Source organism: Nocardia sp. PLKS1-43 (assembly GCF_059510335.1).
In genome coordinates this window covers 176,277-194,825 of the sequence record NZ_JCAJZQ010000007.1, presented here as the reverse complement: position 1 = coordinate 194,825, position 18,549 = coordinate 176,277, and the positions used below count along the sequence as shown (strand labels likewise).

The 18,549-nt window shown below is 68.6% G+C and carries 20 protein-coding genes; 14 read left to right on the top strand and 6 right to left on the bottom strand.

What is annotated here, in order from left to right; genetic code table 11:
- Positions 1 to 104 precede the first annotated feature (104 nt).
- Together AC5WS7_RS24995 and AC5WS7_RS24990 are read left to right on the top strand one after the other, a co-directional pair.
- On the top strand, positions 105 to 1,391 hold the full coding sequence (locus AC5WS7_RS24995; protein WP_495956994.1) for an FAD-dependent monooxygenase: 1,287 nt from the start codon (positions 105 to 107) through the stop codon (positions 1,389 to 1,391).
- Positions 1,392 to 1,474: 83 nt separating this feature from the next.
- A complete protein-coding gene (locus AC5WS7_RS24990; protein WP_495956993.1) occupies positions 1,475 to 2,986 on the top strand; it encodes a DUF1214 domain-containing protein in 1,512 nt (503 codons plus the stop codon).
- Between the two features lie 9 nt (positions 2,987 to 2,995).
- On the opposite strand, the gene AC5WS7_RS24985 is transcribed toward AC5WS7_RS24990, so the two are convergent.
- The gene (locus AC5WS7_RS24985; RefSeq protein ID WP_495956992.1) at positions 2,996 to 3,601 is read right to left on the bottom strand and encodes a uridine kinase family protein; all 606 of its coding nucleotides are present in this window, start codon (positions 3,599 to 3,601) and stop codon (positions 2,996 to 2,998) included.
- 39 nt (positions 3,602 to 3,640) lie between these two features.
- A complete protein-coding gene (locus AC5WS7_RS24980; protein ID WP_495956991.1) occupies positions 3,641 to 4,459 on the bottom strand; it encodes an AraC family transcriptional regulator in 819 nt (272 codons plus the stop codon).
- Positions 4,460 to 4,562: 103 nt separating this feature from the next.
- Here AC5WS7_RS24980 and AC5WS7_RS24975 point away from each other — a divergent pair, with 103 nt between their 5' ends.
- Together AC5WS7_RS24975 and AC5WS7_RS24970 are read left to right on the top strand one after the other, a co-directional pair.
- On the top strand, positions 4,563 to 5,336 hold the full coding sequence (locus AC5WS7_RS24975) for an alpha/beta fold hydrolase (RefSeq protein WP_495956990.1): 774 nt from the start codon (positions 4,563 to 4,565) through the stop codon (positions 5,334 to 5,336).
- A gap of 144 nt (positions 5,337 to 5,480) precedes the next feature.
- Positions 5,481 to 5,975 (top strand): peptidylprolyl isomerase, encoded by a 495-nt coding sequence (locus AC5WS7_RS24970; RefSeq protein WP_495956989.1) that lies wholly within the window; start codon positions 5,481 to 5,483, stop codon positions 5,973 to 5,975.
- 119 nt (positions 5,976 to 6,094) lie between these two features.
- Here the strand turns inward: AC5WS7_RS24970 and AC5WS7_RS24965 are convergent, their stop codons facing one another.
- Entirely contained in the window at positions 6,095 to 6,517 is a 423-nt protein-coding gene (locus AC5WS7_RS24965) for a MarR family winged helix-turn-helix transcriptional regulator (RefSeq protein ID WP_495956988.1), read from the bottom strand.
- Positions 6,518 to 6,613: 96 nt separating this feature from the next.
- Here AC5WS7_RS24965 and AC5WS7_RS24960 point away from each other — a divergent pair, with 96 nt between their 5' ends.
- Positions 6,614 to 7,054 carry a GlcG/HbpS family heme-binding protein gene (locus tag AC5WS7_RS24960; RefSeq protein WP_495956987.1) on the top strand — a complete coding sequence of 147 codons (441 nt, stop codon included), beginning with the start codon at positions 6,614 to 6,616 and terminating at the stop codon, positions 7,052 to 7,054.
- 135 nt (positions 7,055 to 7,189) lie between these two features.
- Here the strand turns inward: AC5WS7_RS24960 and AC5WS7_RS24955 are convergent, their stop codons facing one another.
- Positions 7,190 to 8,056, bottom strand: a complete 867-nt coding sequence (locus AC5WS7_RS24955; RefSeq protein WP_495956986.1) for an SDR family oxidoreductase — start codon at positions 8,054 to 8,056, stop codon at positions 7,190 to 7,192.
- A gap of 84 nt (positions 8,057 to 8,140) precedes the next feature.
- On the opposite strand from AC5WS7_RS24955, the gene AC5WS7_RS24950 reads away from it, so the two are divergent.
- Together AC5WS7_RS24950 and AC5WS7_RS24945 are read left to right on the top strand one after the other, a co-directional pair.
- A complete protein-coding gene (locus AC5WS7_RS24950) occupies positions 8,141 to 8,881 on the top strand; it encodes a TetR/AcrR family transcriptional regulator (protein ID WP_495956985.1) in 741 nt (246 codons plus the stop codon).
- A gap of 52 nt (positions 8,882 to 8,933) precedes the next feature.
- On the top strand, positions 8,934 to 9,263 hold the full coding sequence (locus AC5WS7_RS24945) for a hypothetical protein (protein ID WP_495956984.1): 330 nt from the start codon (positions 8,934 to 8,936) through the stop codon (positions 9,261 to 9,263).
- Positions 9,264 to 9,289: 26 nt separating this feature from the next.
- Here AC5WS7_RS24945 and AC5WS7_RS24940 read toward each other — a convergent pair whose 3' ends face one another.
- Positions 9,290 to 9,745, bottom strand: a complete 456-nt coding sequence (locus AC5WS7_RS24940) for a MarR family winged helix-turn-helix transcriptional regulator (protein ID WP_495956983.1) — start codon at positions 9,743 to 9,745, stop codon at positions 9,290 to 9,292.
- Positions 9,746 to 9,928: 183 nt separating this feature from the next.
- Between AC5WS7_RS24940 and AC5WS7_RS24935 the strand changes: the two genes are divergently transcribed.
- The 5 genes from AC5WS7_RS24935 (at position 9,929) to AC5WS7_RS24915 (ending at position 16,783) form a co-directional block, all read left to right on the top strand.
- A complete protein-coding gene (locus AC5WS7_RS24935; RefSeq protein WP_495956982.1) occupies positions 9,929 to 10,306 on the top strand; it encodes a DUF5313 family protein in 378 nt (125 codons plus the stop codon).
- A 36-nt stretch (positions 10,307 to 10,342) separates the two neighbouring features.
- Entirely contained in the window at positions 10,343 to 10,630 is a 288-nt protein-coding gene (locus AC5WS7_RS24930; protein ID WP_495956981.1) for a hypothetical protein, read from the top strand.
- A gap of 78 nt (positions 10,631 to 10,708) precedes the next feature.
- Positions 10,709 to 12,025 (top strand): glycosyltransferase 87 family protein, encoded by a 1,317-nt coding sequence (locus AC5WS7_RS24925; RefSeq protein WP_495956980.1) that lies wholly within the window; start codon positions 10,709 to 10,711, stop codon positions 12,023 to 12,025.
- 120 nt (positions 12,026 to 12,145) lie between these two features.
- Complete coding sequence (locus AC5WS7_RS24920; protein WP_495956979.1) at positions 12,146 to 13,141, top strand: LLM class flavin-dependent oxidoreductase; 996 nt, start codon at positions 12,146 to 12,148, stop codon at positions 13,139 to 13,141.
- 315 nt (positions 13,142 to 13,456) lie between these two features.
- On the top strand, positions 13,457 to 16,783 hold the full coding sequence (locus AC5WS7_RS24915) for a tetratricopeptide repeat protein (RefSeq protein WP_495956978.1): 3,327 nt from the start codon (positions 13,457 to 13,459) through the stop codon (positions 16,781 to 16,783).
- 19 nt (positions 16,784 to 16,802) lie between these two features.
- Here the strand turns inward: AC5WS7_RS24915 and AC5WS7_RS24910 are convergent, their stop codons facing one another.
- Positions 16,803 to 17,660, bottom strand: coding sequence for an alpha/beta fold hydrolase (locus tag AC5WS7_RS24910; RefSeq protein WP_495956977.1), 858 nt, complete (start codon positions 17,658 to 17,660; stop codon positions 16,803 to 16,805).
- 94 nt (positions 17,661 to 17,754) lie between these two features.
- On the opposite strand from AC5WS7_RS24910, the gene AC5WS7_RS24905 reads away from it, so the two are divergent.
- On the top strand, positions 17,755 to 18,132 hold the full coding sequence (locus AC5WS7_RS24905; protein ID WP_495956976.1) for a winged helix-turn-helix transcriptional regulator: 378 nt from the start codon (positions 17,755 to 17,757) through the stop codon (positions 18,130 to 18,132).
- 154 nt (positions 18,133 to 18,286) lie between these two features.
- The gene (locus AC5WS7_RS24900) at positions 18,287 to 18,487 is read left to right on the top strand and encodes a hypothetical protein (RefSeq protein ID WP_495956975.1); all 201 of its coding nucleotides are present in this window, start codon (positions 18,287 to 18,289) and stop codon (positions 18,485 to 18,487) included.
- The last annotated feature ends 62 nt before the right edge of the window (positions 18,488 to 18,549 follow it).

Below are 18,549 nucleotides of genomic sequence, written 5' to 3'. Positions count from 1 at the left end.
GATGAATTTCGTGTGGACCCGTCGTCGATACCGCTGAACACACCGACAGCGGTGGGCCCGCGCTGCGGCCGTTTCGGCGCGGGAGGAAACACAGGGAGGCGATGATGACCGTCGAGGACGCCGCACAGAGGCGAACGGGCCGGACCGGGCAGGAGCGGGGCTCGGTGCGCGGTCCCAGGGCGCTGGTGGCGGGTGCGAGCATCGCTGGACCGGCGCTGGCGCACTGGCTGCGCCGCCGCGGGGCCGAGGTGACCGTGGTGGAGCGTGCTCCCGAGCTGCGTCCGGGTGGACAGGCGGTCGACGCGCGCGGGGTCGCCAAGGAGGTCATCCGGCGGATGGGGCTGGACGCCGCCGTGCGTGCGGCCTGCACCGACACCGCCGGCGCGCACACCGTGGACGCGGACGGGAAGGTACTGGAGACCTTCCGTGCCGCCGACGACGACGGTGACGGGTACATCTCCGAGATCGAGATCCTGCGCGGAGACCTGTCCCAGGTGCTCTACGACGAGACCCGCGACGATGTCGAGTACATATTCGGCGACCGGATCGCCGAACTCACCCAGGATGCCGACGGCGTCGATGTGGTGTTCGCGGGCGGCGCGCGGCGGCGTTTCGAGCTGGTGGTCGGAGCGGACGGTTTGCATTCGGCGTTGCGCGCCATGGTTTTCGGGCCTCGCGAGCGGTTCGTCCACCATCTCGGGCACGTGCTGGCCTTCTACAGTGTGCCCAACGAGTTCGGGCTGGACCGCTGGCTGATCGACTACAAGGAGCAGGAGACCGGGCGATCGGCCGGTTTGCGGCCCATCCGGGACGCCACCGCGGCGATGGCCATGTTCTCCTTCCCGGCGGGGGCCTTCGACCTCGACTACCGCGACGTCGCGGCCCACAAGCGCCTGCTGCGCGAGCGGATGGCCGGGTTGGGTTGGTTCACCTCGGACATCCTCGCGCACCTGGACGACACCCCGGATTTCTACCTCGACCAGGTCGCCCAGGTGAAGATGGATCGCTGGTCGAGCGGACGAGTGGGGCTGCTCGGGGACGCGGCGTTCAGCTCTTCGCCGCTGTCCGGTCAGGGCACCGGACTGGCGCTGGTCGGGGGCTATCTGCTGGCCGGAGAGCTGGCCGCGGCCGGGTGGGATCCGGCGGCGGGGTTCGCCGCATACGAGGCTCGGATGCGGCCGTTCGTCGAGGCCAACCAGGAGATCGGCAGGCTGCACGCGCAGAGCCTCGCCGTCGCCGGGCCGGACGCCGAGCTGGGCCCCGATTTCACCGGAGAGTGGTTCGCCGAACTGATCGAGCGCGCGATCCACGGCGTCGAGCTGCCCGATTACGCCGGAGTGCCGGACTCCGGAGCCCCGGCCGGGCCGCTGATCACCGCGTCCGGTTCGTAGGCACCGGAACTCGCCGGGGCCGCTGCCCCGACTCACCGCTTCGGATGGTGATTGCCGGTCCATCGCCCGGCTACCGTCGAGGCATGGAAACCCTACGCGAGCAAGGTCGTTCGACGAGCGGTCAGGCCCGGAGAGTTACTCGTCGGACCGCGTTGCTCGGTGCCGCGGCGACCGCGGTGCTGGGCGCGGCCGCCGGCGGCGGAGTGGTAGCGGTGTCCCAGTATGCCGATCGGTCCGGGACGACCGGCCCGGGCGGGTCCGGGCAGGGCGAGACCGAGCGCGCGCAGATGTCCGCGCGCGCGATGCAGGCGGTCGTCTGGGGTATGCCCGCGGTCATCTACGACCGGATGCTGCAGGCCGCGATTCGCGTCGGGGGCGGCGCGAACCGGATCGTGTACTGGTCGAGGCTGTTGGACTGGCACAACCAGACCCTCACCCCCGATCCGGGCGTGGTGTACCTGATGCCGTTCTACGACACCACCGACGGCCCGGTGGTGCTCGACATTCCACCGGCCGCCGGTGATTCGTCCATCACCGGGTCCATCGACAGCATCTGGCAGACCCCGCTCGCCGATGTGGGTCCGGCGGGAACCGACAAGGGCCGGGGCGGTCGCTACCTGCTGCTGCCACCCGGCTACAACCGGCCCGTGCCGGGCGGATTCATCGTGTTGCGCTCGGAAACCTACGCCGGATTCGCGTTGTTGCGGTCGAACCCGAAATCCGGCAGCGACACCGACGTGGCGGCCGCGGTCGCCTACGGCAAGCGAGTCGGCCTCTATTCGCTGGACGCGGCCGCAAAGCCGCCCGCCACACCGTATTCCGATGCCTCCGGCCAGGATTTCGACGCGACCATCCCGTACAACCGCGACTTCTTCACCGCCTTGGACCGGCAGGTGCAGAGTGGGCCGTGGTTGGCTCGCGATATGACCATGGTCGATCAACTCGCCACCATCGGCATCCGCAAAGGGATCGACTATCAATCCGATTCGCAGGCCCTCACCCTGCTGGACACCGCGGCCGAGCGAGCGCGGGCCTGGATCGAGGACCGTTACGTCAAGTCGTTCACCCCGTCCTACTTCGACAACTCGCGCTGGGCGGTGCCGGCGGATCCGAATCTGATCACCGCCGTACAGAACGGATATCCGGACCCCGGCGACTATCCGGTCGACGCGCGCGCAGTGATGTGCTCCTTCGGCTTCCTCGCCGCCAAATCCTCCGGCAGCGGCCAGTTCTACCTGATGACCATCCACGACGTGGACGGCCGCGACCTCGATGGCGGCAGCAACTACCGTCTCACCGTGCCCGCCGACGTTCCGGTCGGCCTCTACTGGTCCGCCACGGCGTACGACCGCGCCACCCACACCCTCGTCCGCGAGGTCGACCGGGCCGGCCGCGCATCCACCACCCCTGGCCTGCAACGCAATTCCGACGGCTCGGTCGATCTGCACTTCGGGCCGGCCTCGGCCGAGGACCGGAAAGCCAACTGGATCCCGACGAAGCAAGGGCAACACTTCGAGGTGATGTTCCGCTTCTACGGACCCCGCAAGCCCCTGTTCGACAAGACCTGGAAACTCCCCGACCTCATGCCCGCCTGAGTCGCGCACTCATGTCCGGGGCGTTGCGGGGTCCTCGTCGCGTGAAAGCCCAACGGAGGCAGTCCGGTTCGACGGGAGACGGGCCGTGAGCGCCGTGCGGATCAGCGGCGCGAGTTCGGTGACGGGCCGGGTACCGTCGACGATCAGATCGCAGCGGTGGCGGGCCGGTTCGACATATGTCTCGTGGGCCCGCCGACGGAACTGAATGTAGTTGTGCAGCAACACCTTCAGTGGGACCGAGCCGTTGACGCACTGGCGTTCGATCTTGCGTGCCAACCGGATGTCGGCCGGGACATCGACGAACACGTCGAGCCGTCCGGCCCCGGTTCGCGGACCAACCCGCTGCGCGAACATTCCCTCGACCACCACCACAGCGTCGGGTGGCAAGCCGCCGAGAGCGGTTTCGAGCCGAGCGAAATCCACCGACCGTGGATCACCGACATCCAGTCGCGGTACACCGTCCTGATCGGCTACCCAGACTCCGTCGCTCGTGGTGGCGAAATAGTAGTCATCGATATGCAGTACGGACACCGCTCGCGGCGCGAACGTCTCGACGAGTGCCGCGGCCAGCGTGGTCTTGCCGGCCGCTGCTCCACCGGTCAACGTCAGTAGCATCCGGTCACGATAGCCGGAACCAACTGCGCCGCACCGGCCTCACCACCCCGCGGCCCGCTGCCATGCTCCGGGACGTGCCCCCACTTCGCGCAGGAAGAACGCGGAGAAGTTCGAGGCGTCGGGGAAGCCGAGCCGTTGTCCGCATCGGGCCGGGGACAGGCGGTCGTGGGCCAGCAGTCTCTTGGCTTCGAGAACGAGCCGTTCGGACAGGTAATCCTTGGCGGTGCGGCCGGTTGCCGCCTGAACGGCGCGGGACAGGGTGCGCGGGGAGTACCCGAGTCTGCGTCCGTAGTGGACGACGTCGTGATGGACGCGGAAGTCCTCCTCCACGGCGTCGCGGAAGCGGCGGAAGACGGGAGAGTTGACTCGATCCGCGTCGGCCGGCGGGGTCAGGCGCAGCAGCAGCGCCGAGAGCAGTAATCCGAGCAGTTCGGGCGTTCGGTTGTCCTGTGCGGCAACGGCTTCCAGGCGCAGGTGGCCCAGTGCGGCCGATATCAGCTGCCATGCCGGGGCGTCGACGGACCAGCACGGGGAGGTGCTGCCGGGCGCGGCCGAATCGCGGCTCGCGGGCGTGACCGGCGCGGTCGGCGCGAACAGGACGAGATCGCCGCACAGGTCCGCGATGTCGTCCCAGCGGTGCACCACGCCGGGCCGGATCCACACCACGGTCCTGGCCGCCAGCGCATGTTCGGAGAAGTCGATCGACACCCGTCCGAGGCCGCCGCGGATCACCGCGAGCACATGGAAATCTCCGCGCTGCGTCGAGCCGTTGTCGAGCCGCCGCAGTTGCCGGAACGACATCGTCTCCACCGGCACCGCGCGCGGAGGTTGATAGGTGAGCTGTCGAATCGCTGGCATCTGTCCATTTTTCACCATGGCGTGTCGGGGCGCGACGATGCCGGCGGATCGTCCGTCCGGTTGACTCGAAGCCGAAACAACGTACTGCTTACAGGGAGTTCACATGACAGTCGCCACCTCGTCCCGGCTGCCCGTCTACGACTACGTGGCCGGGCACGGGCCCACCCTGGTATTTCTTCACTATTGGGGAGGCGCGGCCCGCACCTGGCAACCCGTGCTCGACAGGCTCCCCGGGCGAAGCACCCTGAGCATCGAGGCCCGAGGCTGGGGACGCTCGTGCCGGTTCCCCGGACCGTACACCCTCGGGCAACTCGCGCAGGACGTGCGTGACATCGTCGCCGACGCCGGAGTCGGAGAGTATGTCCTGGTCGGGCACTCCATGGGTGGCAAGGTGGCCCAACTCGTCGCCGCCGCGCGACCGGCGGGCCTCGCCGGGCTGGTCCTGGTCGCCCCGGCGCCGGCCGAGCCCGCCGCCACCATCACCCCCGAATACCAGCGAACCCTGTCGCACGCCTACGACACCGAGGAAACCACTGTCGCGGCCCGCGACACGATCCTCACCGCCACGCCGCTGCCCGCCGAGCTCGCGGCCCGCGTCGTGGCCGACTCCCGCGCGGGCAATCCGCGGGCCCGCGCCGAGTGGCCGCTACACGGAATCGCCCAGGACATCACCGGCGAGGTCCGCGATATCGAGGTCCCCGCCCTCGTCATCGCCGGCGAACACGACCGCGTCGAGCCGATCGAGGTGCTTCGCGAAGCCCTGCTGCCCTACCTGGACCACCCCGAACTGCGGATCATTCCCCGCAGCGGCCACCTCGTACCGCTGGAGGCTCCCGAGGAACTCGCCCGCATTCTGACCGAGGCGTCCTTCACGTGACCGGTGCGCGGCTGGCCCGCACCGGACCGGGTGTGTGTCGGATCATCGAGATCCCTTGTCCAGCAACACAATTCACTCGGGCATCGGGTCGAGAGGTACCGCGGTGGTTCGGTGCGGCGGCGGCCGGTGTTAAGAATAGTGCCCATGAGCGAGAACGTGTATTTCCAGATTTCGGCCAATGGCGAGGATCTCGGCCGGGTGGTCTTCCGGCTCTTCGACGATGTGGTGCCGAAGACCGCGCGCAACTTCCGTGAGCTGGCGACGGGGCAGCACGGATTCGGTTACAAGGGTGCTCCCTTCCATCGCGTCATCCCGGAGTTCATGCTGCAGGGCGGCGACTTCACCAACGGCAACGGCACCGGTGGCAAGAGCGTCTACGGCGAGAAGTTCGCTGACGAGAACTTCCAGATCAAGCACGACAAGCCGTTCCTGCTGAGCATGGCGAACGCGGGGCCGGGCACCAACGGCTCGCAGTTCTTCATCACCACGGTCGTCACGCCGTGGCTGGACGGCAAGCACGTCGTCTTCGGCGAGGTCGTCGAGGGCGAGGACGTGGTCAAGGCAGTCGAGGCCCTGGGCAGCCGTTCGGGCAGCACGTCGAAGAAGATCGTGATCGAGGACAGCGGCGTCGTCGCCTGATTCATCGGTACCGGGCCGGTGAGGAGGCGTGCCGTGCACGCCTCCCGCGGCCGGTGCGGCCCGCTGCGGTGTCGGCCCGATGACCGCGTGCCGACGGTCGTCGCCCGCCGCGAAGTTGTTCAGGCGAGTGCGCGCGTCAGCAGCGCGGTCAGGCGTTCGCGGTCGGCGGTGGGCAGGGCGCCGAACAGATTGTCCTGTACGCCGCTCAACGCCCCGTCCAGTTCGGCCAGCCGCCGCTGTCCGGAGGCGGTGAGGGTGACGACGTTGCGGCGCCGGTCGCCCGGGTCGGGCGCTTGCACGATATGGCCCTGATCGGCCAGTTCGCGGACCATCGCGTGCATATCGCTGCGGTCGATGCCGCAGCGCTGGCCGATCGCGGCCTGACTGGCCGGCCCGAATTCCTCGAGAGCGGCCAGAATCGCGAAATGGTAAGCGCGGCCGCCGATTTCGCCCATCGCCTCGGCGATCAGCCGCTGCGCGCGTGCCGCGGTTTTGCTGATCAGCCAGCTGGGCTTCGTACGCAGGCGAGCGGGGGCGTCCATGCGTGAATTCTAACCAATTCGTTGGCTACACCCACGAATCCTGTTATGTTGGCTGCACCAACGTTGGTGCAGCCAACAATATGGAAGGTGGAAAGCATGTCGCTCACTCTCGATGAAGCGCGAGCTGTCAGTATTCGTGTCCGCGACCGTGCCGGTGCCCTGGGGGTGCGGGTCACGGTGGCGATCGTGGACGACGGTGGACATCTGCGAGTGCTCGACCGGATGGACGGCGCGCCGCCGCTGTCGGCGCGAATCGCACCGGCCAAGGCTTGTGCGGTCGCGCTGTTCCACCGCGAGGGCGGCGAACTGCTCGAACTGCAACGCGCCTGGCCCGCGCTGTTCGCTCAGCTGGACCAGCTCGCGGCGACACCGATCATGGCGGGCGCGGGATCGCGGTTGATCCGGCGGGGCGACACCATTGTCGGTGCGCTCGCGGTGAGCGGAGCGCTGCCCGAACAGGACGACGCCTGCGCCGAAGCCGGGACGGTCGGCGACCCCCTCGCGGTCACGGTCGGCAACCTCGCGGATTCACGTTGAGTCGCTGACGATTTCGGTGCTGCGGGGTGTGGGCGTTATCGAATGCCGGGCCGCCGCCGATCGGTTCCGGGTGCTCGTTCCCGTCGACGGAAGACGCGGTCGGTTCATGTTGGGTCGCAGCTGATTTCGATCCGTTCAGACTTGTGCGGGCAGCTGGTCGCGAAGCATGGCATCGATGCCGAGGGGTGCGCGGGTGATCAGGTTTTCCAAAGTGGGGTCGACTGCGGTGAATTCGCCTGCCCGAGCGGCGATGAACATGTCGAGCAGGAGGTCGCAGATGTCGGCCGGGACTCCGAAGCTCATCAATTGGTCACGAAACTCGTTGTCGGGCAAAATGCTTCGCTCGACGCTGCGGCCCAGAAGTGCGGCGGTGTGCGTAGCCAGATCGTCGAAGGTCAGTGCGTGGGAAGCTGTCAGGGGCGGGGTGGGGCCGTCGATGGGCGTCTCGTCGGTGAGGATGGCGGCGGTGGCCTCGGCCAGGTCGTCGTGCGCGGTCCAGGCGACCGGGCCGTCGGCGGGCACGGCGATGCGGCCTGATTCCGCGACATGGTCCAGGAATCGCATCGCGCTGGTGACGTAGAAGCCGTTGCGCAGGGCGGTGTACGGCACACCGCAGGTGCGCAGAATCTCCTCGGTGGCCGCGTGATCGCGGCAGGGCTCGAAGTGGGAGTCCGGATTCGCACCGGCGTGGCTGGTGTAGACGATGCGCTGTGCCCCCGCGGCGACCGCGCCCTCGATCGCGGTGCGGTGCCTGCGCACCGCCTCCTCGCCCAGGGCGTCGACCGAGACGACGAGCACCCGGGTCGCGCCCTCGAAGGCATGCGGAAGGCTCGCGGGATCGGCGAAATCGGCTGGGCGGACCCGAATTCCGCGATCCGCGAATGCCTTCGCCCGGAGCGGATCGCGGGCGGTGACCCCGATCTGCTCGGCGGGCGCCCGCGTGAGCAGCCGCTCGACGATGCGGCGGCCGAGTTCTCCGGTGGCTCCGGTCACGATGATCATCACGTACTCCGTGTTTCCGTTGATATCAAAATCAGGATATCAGCGATAATAACGGTGGTATGGGCAACGCGCTATCGTTGATATATGTCGTCGCGTCCGCACTCCGAGGTCACCTCGGTCGAACCTCGCACCGGAACAGCAGGTCAGGACGAATCTCGGCGGCGGGTTATCGAGGCCGCCATCGAACTGCTCGAACGCGACGGGCGCGATGCGGTCACCACCCGCGCGGTCGCGGTCGCCGCGGGCATGCAGGCGCCCGCCATCTATCGCCTCTTCGGCGACAAGAACGGATTGCTCGACGCGGTGGCCGAATACGGCTTCGCCGCCTTCCTGGCGGCCAAACACGTGGACCCCGAACCCGCGGACCCGATCGCGGATCTGCGGGACGGATGGGATCTGGCGGTCGAATTCGGCCTGGCCAATCCCGCGCTCTACACGCTGATGTACGGCGAACCCCAGCGCAGCGATTCGGCCGCCTGCCGGGCCGGAATGCAGATGCTGCGGGAGCGCGTCAACCGCCTGGCGGCGGGCGGGTGGTTGCGGGTGAACGAGGAGATCGCGGTCATGGCCATCCATGCCTCGGGTCTCGGTGCGGTGTTCACCTGGCTGTCCCTGCCCCCGGACCGGCGCGATCCGGCGCTGCTGCGCGTGCTGCGCGAATCCATGGTCACCGCGGTGACGAACAGCGAACCGGCAGTGCGGGATTCGACGACGTCCGGAACGGCTCGCGCACTGCGCGCCACTCTGCCCGAGCGCACTGCGCTGAGCGCGGCCGAACAACAGCTGCTGACCGAGTGGCTGGACCGTCTGGCCGCGGCCGAGTGAGCATCGTAACCGGCTGCGGCCCGGCGCTTTTCGGTGCGGGGAGGAGGGAGTGGTGAGAGATCGGGTCGAAGGACGCGAGGCCCTGCGAGTGCTGGTCGGCGCCGCCGGCCCGGACGTCCTGGACGTGCGGTGGTCGCCCGCCTCGGAATCGGCCTCGCACAAGGTATTCCGGTACGCGCGGGTATTTCTGGTCGGGCCGGGAGAGGATGTTTCGCGGCGGTATCTGGGCATCGTCGACCGCCGCGCGCAGACGTCCGTGCGCCTGCCCGCGCAGTTGCTCGCGGGGGAGTACGCGATCGAGATCGACGCCTATGCCGGGGCGAGTTGGGGAGACGGTCGTCTGGACGCTCGCGGGCGTAGCGCGACATTCACGATCGGCTGAGCGGCCGGGGTGGCGAAGGAGGGCCGCTACTGGTCCGCGGCGGCACGCCGGGCCGCGGCGTTGACCCGGCTCAGGACCGAGTGCAACTCCTCGAGGTCGTCGAGCGTCACGCCGAGCCGCTCCACGACGGCGGGGGGAATCTGCTCCGCGCGGGCACGCAGCGCACGCCCGGCGGTGGTCAGGCCGATGACCAGGGCGCGTTCGTTGTGCGTGTCGCGGCGGCGAGTGATGTATCCGGCCGCCTCGAGACGTTTGAGCAGCGGGGACAGCGTGGGCGAATCGAGTTGGACCAGCTCGCCGATCTCCTTGACCGAGAGCGGGGACTCGCCCCACAGGGCGAGCATGACCAGGTACTGCGGGTGGGTCAGGCCCATCGGCTCGAGCAGCGGACGGTAGATGCCCAGGACCGCGCGGTTGGCCAGCGCCAGCGCGAAGCAGACCTGGCGATCCAAACGCAGCGGATCATCGATGCGGGACGTCACAACTCCGCCTTCCTCTGTCGATTGAAGCCACTAACAATTAGTACACGAATCGTAGGATGCGGATCGCGTAGTGCAACCAAAGTCACAGCTCAATGCGCTGGTGAAGCGTAGTTACGAGGATGTGCGCGCGGTGGTTTTGTGTTAATAGTTAATGCACGAACTACGCGGACCGAAGGAGAGGGCATGAGCGACCGGACGCCGAACCCGCTACAGCGATTGCGATACATCTGTGGCGGCACACTGCCCGAGTCGATGTCCGAGTGGGTGCGCAACGACCTCACCGGTCCGGGCGCCGCCCGTCGCTACCTGCTGCGGCTGATGATTCCGCTGCTGCTGGTGCTGAGCCTGTTTCTGCTGGTCCCGGGCCCGCTGTGGATGGGCGGCGCGATGATGGCGCTGATCTTCCTGCCGCTGGTGTTCTTCGCGATCGCGCTGACCTACGTCTACCGGCGCTATCGGCTGGCCAAGCACGGCCTGGATCCGGTGCTGGCCGATGCGTCGGCGCGCGACCGGGCCGCACTCGCGCGAGCGGCCTACGAACGCAGCCACGGTCGCGGTTGACCCTCGTTTCGGCCGGTAGGTGAGAAGATTTTCGGCATGAGTGAGAGTCTTCGGTTCGTCTCCACTGCCGGTGAACTCGACGCATTACCGTTGATGTCGGTCATCATGGCCGCCAAACCGGCACGGTCCGTATTCCAGAAATGGCTCGATCAGCAGGGCGGCCCGCCGACCTGGGTCCGCACGATGAGCAGCGACCGCTACACCTGCGAGGAGTTGAGCGTCGGGCCGTTCCCGCTCTCGGCCCCGCGGCAGTTCCGGTTCGTCGTACTCTACGACCCGTCCGTGGACGGTCATCCCGGTCAATGGGAGCCGCAGCTCGAGTGAGCGCGGCAGCCGGGTGCGCCGGTCGGCGCGGGCCTGGTTACGGTGTTGGGCGCACGGGCGTCGAATGCTGGAGTTGATGTGTCGTTGCCGACGATCGAGAAACCGACCAGGCCGTCCGCGGTCCGCTCCGGGCCGTCGCGGCGCACGATCGCGATACCTGTCTGCCTGGCCGTCGCCGCGGCGGGTGTGATCGCGGGCGGGTACTACCTCGAGTTGGTGCTGCGCGAGCCGCGGCTCATGCTGCACCTCACCGATTTCGGGGTGTACCAGATCGCGGGATACCGTGTGTCCCACGGGATCTCGCTCTACGACACGCCGCTGCTCGGACATACCCGCGGCGTGATGGAGTTCGTGTATACGCCGTTCGCGGCCCTGTTGTTCGTACCGCTGGCCGGACTGGCCGGTGTGGCGCGATCGTGGGTCGCGGGACTGGGCAACGCGGCGATGGTCGGCGTGTCGGCGTGGGCGGCGTTGTCGACGCTGGGGTATCGGCGGGATCCGCGGATGGTGCTGCTGAGCGTGCCGATCGCCGGACTGGCCATGTGGTGTGAGCCGATCCGGCAGACCATGGCATTCGGTCAGGTCAACATTCTGCTGCTGATGCTCGTGCTGGTGGATATGGCGCTGCCGGATTCCTCGCGCTGGAAAGGCGCGCTGACCGGCGTCGCGGCGGGAATCAAGCTGACGCCCGCGTTCTTCGTGCTGTATCTGCTGGCCACCGGGCGGTATCGGGCCGCGGCGACGTCGATCGGCGGATTCGCCGCTACCGTGCTGGTCGGGGCACTGATCATGCCGCGCGACTCGCTGACGTTCTGGAGTGGCGCGTTCGCCGATCCCGCGCGAGTCGGCGTGCCGCAGAACAACTCCAACGAATCGTTGCGCGGACTGCTCGCCCGCACCGTCGGCGTGGCGGGAGTTCATCAGCTGCTGTGGCTGATCGCGGCGCTGGCGATCGCCGCGATCAGCCTGGTGCTGGCCCGGCGGCTGTCGCGCACGGGCGAGGAACTGGCCGCAGTCGCGCTGTGCGGGCTGACCATGACGACGGTGTCGCCGTACAGCTGGGTGCATCACTGGGTGTTCCTGCTGCCGATGCTGATCGTGCTGGCCGAACTCGCGATCCGGCGACCCGGCCCGGCGACCGCACCGATCGCGGCCGCCGTGGCGGTGATCGCCTCGGGCGGGGTGTTACCGCTGGTGGGCGTGCGAGCGAGCAGTGTCTTCGACTATCACGAGCATTCGGCGCTGTATCACAACGCCTATATCTGGCTCACCCTCGCGCTGCTCGTCGCGACTGCCGGCTATCTGCGTGGCCGGTCCGGTGACCGGGCGTCGCGAGCGAGCGTGTCCGCCGACGTGCCGGACCCGGTGGCCGGCGGGGCCCGCTCGCCCGGCTGAATCGAGGAGCCGGCCGGCTCGTTGCCCTCGTGGCCGGGCGTTCGCGGAATGCGGGACGGTCCCCGGAACGTTCCATCCGGTGAGTCTCTCCGGTTACCGATCTTCGAAAGGCGGCGACGCATGCCCCTCGCCCTGTCCATCCTCGATCTCGCGTCCATCGCACCCGGTCGGACCGCACGGGACAGTTTCGACAACAGCGTGGCGCTGGCGCGGGCCGCCGAGCGCAGCGGGTACCGACGGGTCTGGTATGCCGAGCACCACAACATGGGGTCGATCGCGTCGAGTGCGACCAGTGTGCTGATCGGGCATGTCGCGGGACAGACCGAGAGCATCCGGCTCGGCGCGGGCGGGATCATGCTGCCCAATCACTCGCCGCTGGTGATCGCCGAGCAGTTCGGCACGTTGGAGACGCTGTATCCGGGGCGGATCGACCTCGGGCTCGGCCGCGCGCCGGGTAGCGATCAGAAGACCATGTTCGCGCTGCGCCGCTACCACTCCTCGGCCGACACCTTTCCCCAGGACGTGCTCGAATTGCAGGGCTATCTGACCGGAGACACCCGCATTCCGGGCGTGCAAGCGGTACCACGAGCGGAAGGTGTTGTGCCGCTGTACATTCTGGGCTCCTCGCTGTTCGGTGCGCAACTGGCCGCGCAACTGGGGCTGCCGTACGCGTTCGCCTCCCACTTCGCCCCCGACGCGCTGCACCGCGCGGTGGAGGTGTACCGGGAGCAATTCCGGCCCTCCGAACAACTGGCCGAACCGTACGTCATGGCCGGGGTGAACGTCTTCGCCGCCGAGAGCTACGAGGACGCGGCGCAACAGCGGGCGGTCGCCTACCGGGCCCGCGCGCGGATGATGATCCGTCGCGGCGCGGGGGACGTCGCGTTCACCGACGAGGAGATCGACGCCTTCCTCGCCTCGCCCAACGGCCGCCACCTCACGGAGATGACCAGGTACACCGCAGTCGGCCTGCCCGAGGACGTGCTGGCCTACCTCAACGAATTCGCCGCTTCCATCGGCGCGGACGAACTCATCCTGGTCCACCACGCCACCGAGATCGCCGACCGCATCCGCTCGGTCGAACTCACCGGCGCCGCCGTGGGCGCGACCGCCTGATCCCGGTCCGCCGCCGAACCTGTGGGGCAGGAGCAGTCGAGGTATCGGTCGCGGTCCGGTGCAAGCCCTGGGCACGGTCGGCGCGAGCGCGGCGAGAGAGACAAGAGCGGGATCGGCCATCGCGGCGGGCGTGCGCGGAGGCCGCCGGATCTGTCGTGAATGCCGGATTGTGGCCGGTCCGGATGTATTCGGCCTCACCAGAAGTGGTGAGAAGCGATGTTCACTCGCGGGCGCGGCAGTGTTAACTTGGCCGGGGCGTCGCGGGTCCGGCGCTTCTCGTTGTTCTGTTCGTAGTGAAGGTTTCGGGGGCCGCCGATGTCGATCGGGGAAGCGATCGTTGACGTACCGGCGATCGGTGAGATTCCGGACGAGCCCATGGGTTTCGTCGATCGCGAGGTCGTCGGGCGGGTGCGCGAGGCGCTCGGGCGGAGCCCGGTGGTGGTGCTGGCCGCCCCGGACGACGAGGCGGGAGTGGGGCGCACGCAGGTCGCGGCCGCCTGCGCCCGGACGGCGATCGCAATGGGCGCGACCGTGGTCGGATGGGTCTGCGCCGCAACCGAATCCGAACTGCTCACCGGTCTGCTGGCCGTCGCCGAGGGACTCGGTGTGGCCGAACCGGGTGATGCGGTCGGGTCCGCGCGCCGATTGGCCGCCGCCCTGGCGGAACGGCCGGGTGCGAATCTGCTGGTCCTGCATTCGGTGCGCGATCCGGAGACGGTGCGCCCGTATCTGCCCGCCGGGCCGTCGGCGCGTGTGATCGTCATCGGAACATCCAGCGCCACAGCCGGGTTGGGTGAGCAAGTGCTCATCGAGCCGTTCACCCGCGCGGAATCGGTGGCCTATCTGCGCCGCCGGGCCCAATTGGACGACGACGCCGGGGCCGATGCGGTGGCCCGGGCGCTGGGCGATCTGCCGCTGGGGCTCGCGGTGGCGGCCAGTGCGATTCGCCTGCGCCGCCGCCATCCATCGCAGCGGCTGGACTACCCCGGATACCTCGCACTGCTCGGATCCGGCGGGGTCGAGGCCGCGCTGGCGATCGCCGTGGAGAGTGCGCTGCTGGACGACGAGTCCGGTGTGTTGCGGCGTCTGCTCGAGGCCGTGGCCGTACTGCCCGGACAACGAGCCCCGCTGGCCTCCCTGTACGCGCTGGCCGGCGATGACGACACCGGCCGCGAGGTGGTCGAGATGGCGGTCGACGACTGTCTGCGCGGTGCGCTGCTGGTCTACTCGACCGATCGCCGCACCGTCCTGATGCATCCCCGGTTGGCGCGGGTCATCCGAGGACGGCTGGGCGATCGCGGTGCTCTGGACTCGGCGATCGAGACGGTCCGCGCGCTGGCCGGTCCGCACGATTCGGTCGCCCCCGCGGCGACCGATGTCGCAACGCTGCTGCGCACCCTGACCGAGCGCACGGCCCTGCTGGGCGAGCTGCATCCCGACACCGCCGCGGCCCGGGACAATCTCGCCGTCGGGTATCACCTTGCGGGTAACCATGATTCGGCGGTGCGGCTGTACGAGAGCGCACTGGACGTCGCGGAAAGCCAACCAGGCCAGGGAAATTCCGAGGCCATGCGCATCCGGCGAAACCTGGCTCGTGCCTATCGGAGTGCCGGACGTCACGAGGACGCCGTCGCGCAACTCGAACGCGTGGTGGCGGATCAGGAACGGCTCACAGGTGCCGATGACGCCGAAACCCTCACGGCTCGTGAGTTTCTCGCCACGACCTACTTGCAGGCCGGGCGGCACGAACCGGCGCTGGCCTTGCTCGAGCGCATAGCCGACGATCGGCTGCGCCTGCTCGGCGACGCGGACCCGCTGGCACTGGAGGCCTGCGGGCAGCTGGCACGGGCGCATCACCACGTCGGCGATCGCGACACCGCGCTGCTGCTGCTCGAGGGGCTGCTGGCCGAATGGGAGAAGGCGCTCGGGCCCGAGGATCCCGAACTCGATTCGCACCGTGCGGAAATCGGCCGGATGTACCAGGAGGCCGAGCGCTTCGAGGAATCGATTCCGCTGCTCGAGCAGACCCTGGCGGCCGCCGAACGCACGCTCGGTCCCGACCACCGCCGCATCGCCGATGCCTGCACCCTGCTCGCGCGCTCGCTGTTCGATCTGGGGCGGCGCGCGGCGGCGGTGCCGCTGCTCGAGCGCGCTCTGCTGGTGAACGAGCGTGTGCGCGGCGCGGAGGACGAGGAGACCTGGACGTCCCGAAAACGCTTGGCACAGGCGTACATCGGCGTCGGTGAGCGCGCCGCAGATGGCGTCGCGCTGTTGTCCTCGCTGCTCGCGAAACAGGAAAAACGTTGCGGCCCTGACGATCTCGATGCGGCAAAGCTGCGCTGGGAGTTGGTCCACGCGCACGTGAAGGCCGATCGCCATGCCGAGGCGATCCCGTTGCTCGAGCAACTGCTGGCCACATACGAACGGTGCCTGACCGGTCAGGACGAGCAGGTCGCCAATGTGTGCCTGGCCCTGGGGCGCAGCTATCGGGCCGTCAAGCGGTACGGCGACGCGATTCCGTTGCTGATGCGCGTACTCGCCGAACGGGAGAACCGCCTGGGCGCCGGGCACGCCGAAACGGACGAGGTGCGCATGCTGCTGGGCGTGAGCCTGCACGGTGCGGACCGATGCGCCGACGCGATTCCGGTGCTGATTCGCGTGCTGACCGATCGGGAGAGCCGCCTGGGTTCCGATCACGCCGAGGTCGACACCGCTCGCCTGTTCCTCGGCGACGCGTACGCCAGGACCGATCGGCACGCCGAATCGGTCCCGCTGCTGCAACGCATGTTCTCCCAGCGGGAACGGCGCTACGGCACCGATCACGACCAGGCCATGGTCGCCGGAATCATGCTGGCCCGCGCGTACGCCGAGTCGGGACGCAACTCCGAGGCCCTGCCGCTGTACGAGACGCTGGTTGCCCGGCGCGAGCGGACGCTGGGCCCCGACCACAGGCTGACGCTCACCACGCGCAACAATCTGGCCGCCGCCTATCAGGCGACCGGACGTCTGCGCGAGGCGCTGACGATGCACGAGAGCATCCTGGCCGCCCGCGAACGCACCCTGGGCTCGGACCACCCCGAGACGCTCATCTCCCGCAACAATCTCGCCGACGCCTATCAGTCGGCGGGACAGAAGGATTTGGCGATCATGCTCTTCGAGCAGACGCTGACCACCCGCGAGCGCGTCCTGGGCTTCGAGCATCCCGACACCGTGAACAGTCGCGGCAATCTCGCCGTCGCCTACTCCGGCGTGCGCCGCTACGAGGACGCGATCTCGTTGCACGTGGTCAATGCCGATATCCGCGACCGCCTGCTGGGCCCGGAGCATCCCGATACGCTGACCATCCGGCACTATCTCGGCTTCGCCTACGTCAGCGCAGGGCGCTTCGCCGAGGGTATCGACATGATCCTGAAGACCCTGGCAGGCCGCGAGCGCGCACTGGGCCCGGAACATCCGTTCACGCTGAACACCCTGCACAACCTCGGCGTCGCCTACCACCTGTACGGCGACCACGACCAGGCGGTACACATCCTCGAACACACCCTCGCGACCAGAAGCCGCATCCTGGGCCCCGACCATTCACTCACCGAGTCAACGCGAAAATACCTGGACGACAACCTCACTCGCCGCTGGGGGCGTTGAGAGCGGTTGCGCTAGAGCATTACTCGCTGCCCGGATCGATGAAATCAGTGAGCAGCGGGAGCAGTGCGTCGGGGCGGTCCAGCGGGATGATGTGGCCACAGTCCGGGATCAGGTGCGACCTCAGGTCGTCGGCGACGGGTCGGAGCTGTTCCGCGAGCGAACTCCCGACCGGATGTGCGCCGATCGCCAAGGTGGGGATGGTCAGCCGGGCCGCGGCAACGGCCGTGCGGATCTGTTCGGCCGTTTCGGGCAGCGTGCGATAGTAGGAGAACGCGCACCGCAGCGCCTCGGTCCCCGTGTACGCCTCGACGAAGGCGTCCCGGATGCCCTGCGGGATGCCGCGGCCGAGAGTTCCGGCGCGCAGGAACCAGTCGATATATCGGGGTTCGTTGCCGGTCAGCACCTGTTCGGCCAGGCCGGGGACCGCGTGGAAGCCGAACCACCAGGGCGGGCCGCCGGTCAGGAAGGCTTCGGCGCCCGGCAGGGTACCCAGCAGCGATTCCATCAGCACCAGCCGGTCGACCGGGCCGGATTGCCGCAGGGCCAGCAGGAAGGCGGCGGGGACGGCGGCGTCGATCGCGACCACCGTGGCGTTCGGCTCGCCGAGGGCGTTCAGAAGTGCGGCCGCGTCCTCGGCCAGGGTGTTCGCGTCGTAGCCGTCGGCCGCGCGGGTGCTGCCGCCGAAGCCGCGCAGATCCGGCGCGATCACTCGATGACGTTGTGCCAGTGGGCCGATCACGGCGCGCCATAGTTGCCAGGTATGCGGAAATCCGTGCAACAGCAGGACTGCGGGGCCGCGTCCGGCGACGGCCACGGCGATCTCGATGCCGTTGGCCGCGACCTGTCGAACGGTGATGTCGGGCTGTGCTGCGGACACTCGTACCTCCGGTCACTTTTGGTTACCAAGTGACCATAGGTAGGATCACAGGTCCGGCCAAGAAGGCACTTTCGAGACAGGTGGTGAGCTCCGGGTGACCACCCCCACCGGCCCGCGCGGCGATCTGTTCGACCCCGGCTGCCCGACCCGGCGATTGCTGGACCGGTTGGGCACCAAATGGGTGTCGATGGTGGTCAAACTGCTGGCCGAGGCCGCTCCGCAGGAGGTTCGGTTCGCCGAACTGCGTCGGCGCATGCCCGGCGTCTCGCAGAAGATGCTCTCGGTGACCCTGCGCGATCTGACCCGCGACGGTCTGGTCGCGCGTCGGGTCGAGCCCACCGTGCCGCCCCGGGTGCACTACCGGCTGACCGAACTGGGCACATCGCTGGAAGTGCCGCTGTCGGCGCTGCGCGCGTGGGCGCAGGACCACATGGCCGAGATCGACCTCGCCCGGCGCGCATCGGAGGTGTGAGCGGCGCGCCCGAGGGGAATTCCCCCAAAGCGCCCCGCCCGGAGGCGCTCGCACGTCAGGATCGACACGGCGTGACGAGTTCGGCCGGGTGAACCGACCCGCGGGCACGGCGGCGCTGGCGCACTGTTGCGAGCCGGGCGTACAGGAGGTACCGATGCGACGACGCATCTCGAAAGCCGATGTGTGGCATCACATCATGTCCGGACTGATCATGCTGGGGGGCACCCTCGGCGCGGCCGAAGTCTACGGCGAGTACCTGCGCGAACGGCAACAGACCCGCCGACCGGAGCCGGAATGGGACTGGTCGATTCCGCACCGCTGGTACGACCAGGCTCGTCACCCCGGCAGCGCCTGACCGCGGCAGCGCCGATCGTTGCGGGCTGCCCGAATCGGGGGTGTGCCGCCGGGGCGTAACGG

Coding starts and splice junctions, on each gene's coding strand:
- AC5WS7_RS24955 (WP_495956986.1), bottom strand. CDS start 8,056: ATGATCATCGTGACCGGAGCCACCGGAGAACTCGGCCGCCGCATCGTC.
- AC5WS7_RS24980 (WP_495956991.1), bottom strand. CDS start 4,459: ATGCCAGCGATTCGACAGCTCACCTATCAACCTCCGCGCGCGGTGCCG.
- AC5WS7_RS24935 (WP_495956982.1), top strand. CDS start 9,929: ATGAGCGACCGGACGCCGAACCCGCTACAGCGATTGCGATACATCTGT.
- AC5WS7_RS24930 (WP_495956981.1), top strand. CDS start 10,343: ATGAGTGAGAGTCTTCGGTTCGTCTCCACTGCCGGTGAACTCGACGCA.
- AC5WS7_RS24985 (WP_495956992.1), bottom strand. CDS start 3,601: ATGCTACTGACGTTGACCGGTGGAGCAGCGGCCGGCAAGACCACGCTG.
- AC5WS7_RS24970 (WP_495956989.1), top strand. CDS start 5,481: ATGAGCGAGAACGTGTATTTCCAGATTTCGGCCAATGGCGAGGATCTC.
- AC5WS7_RS24920 (WP_495956979.1), top strand. CDS start 12,146: ATGCCCCTCGCCCTGTCCATCCTCGATCTCGCGTCCATCGCACCCGGT.
- AC5WS7_RS24990 (WP_495956993.1), top strand. CDS start 1,475: ATGGAAACCCTACGCGAGCAAGGTCGTTCGACGAGCGGTCAGGCCCGG.
- AC5WS7_RS24950 (WP_495956985.1), top strand. CDS start 8,141: ATGTCGTCGCGTCCGCACTCCGAGGTCACCTCGGTCGAACCTCGCACC.
- AC5WS7_RS24915 (WP_495956978.1), top strand. CDS start 13,457: ATGTCGATCGGGGAAGCGATCGTTGACGTACCGGCGATCGGTGAGATT.
- AC5WS7_RS24965 (WP_495956988.1), bottom strand. CDS start 6,517: ATGGACGCCCCCGCTCGCCTGCGTACGAAGCCCAGCTGGCTGATCAGC.
- AC5WS7_RS24975 (WP_495956990.1), top strand. CDS start 4,563: ATGACAGTCGCCACCTCGTCCCGGCTGCCCGTCTACGACTACGTGGCC.
- AC5WS7_RS24900 (WP_495956975.1), top strand. CDS start 18,287: ATGCGACGACGCATCTCGAAAGCCGATGTGTGGCATCACATCATGTCC.
- AC5WS7_RS24995 (WP_495956994.1), top strand. CDS start 105: ATGACCGTCGAGGACGCCGCACAGAGGCGAACGGGCCGGACCGGGCAG.
- AC5WS7_RS24960 (WP_495956987.1), top strand. CDS start 6,614: ATGTCGCTCACTCTCGATGAAGCGCGAGCTGTCAGTATTCGTGTCCGC.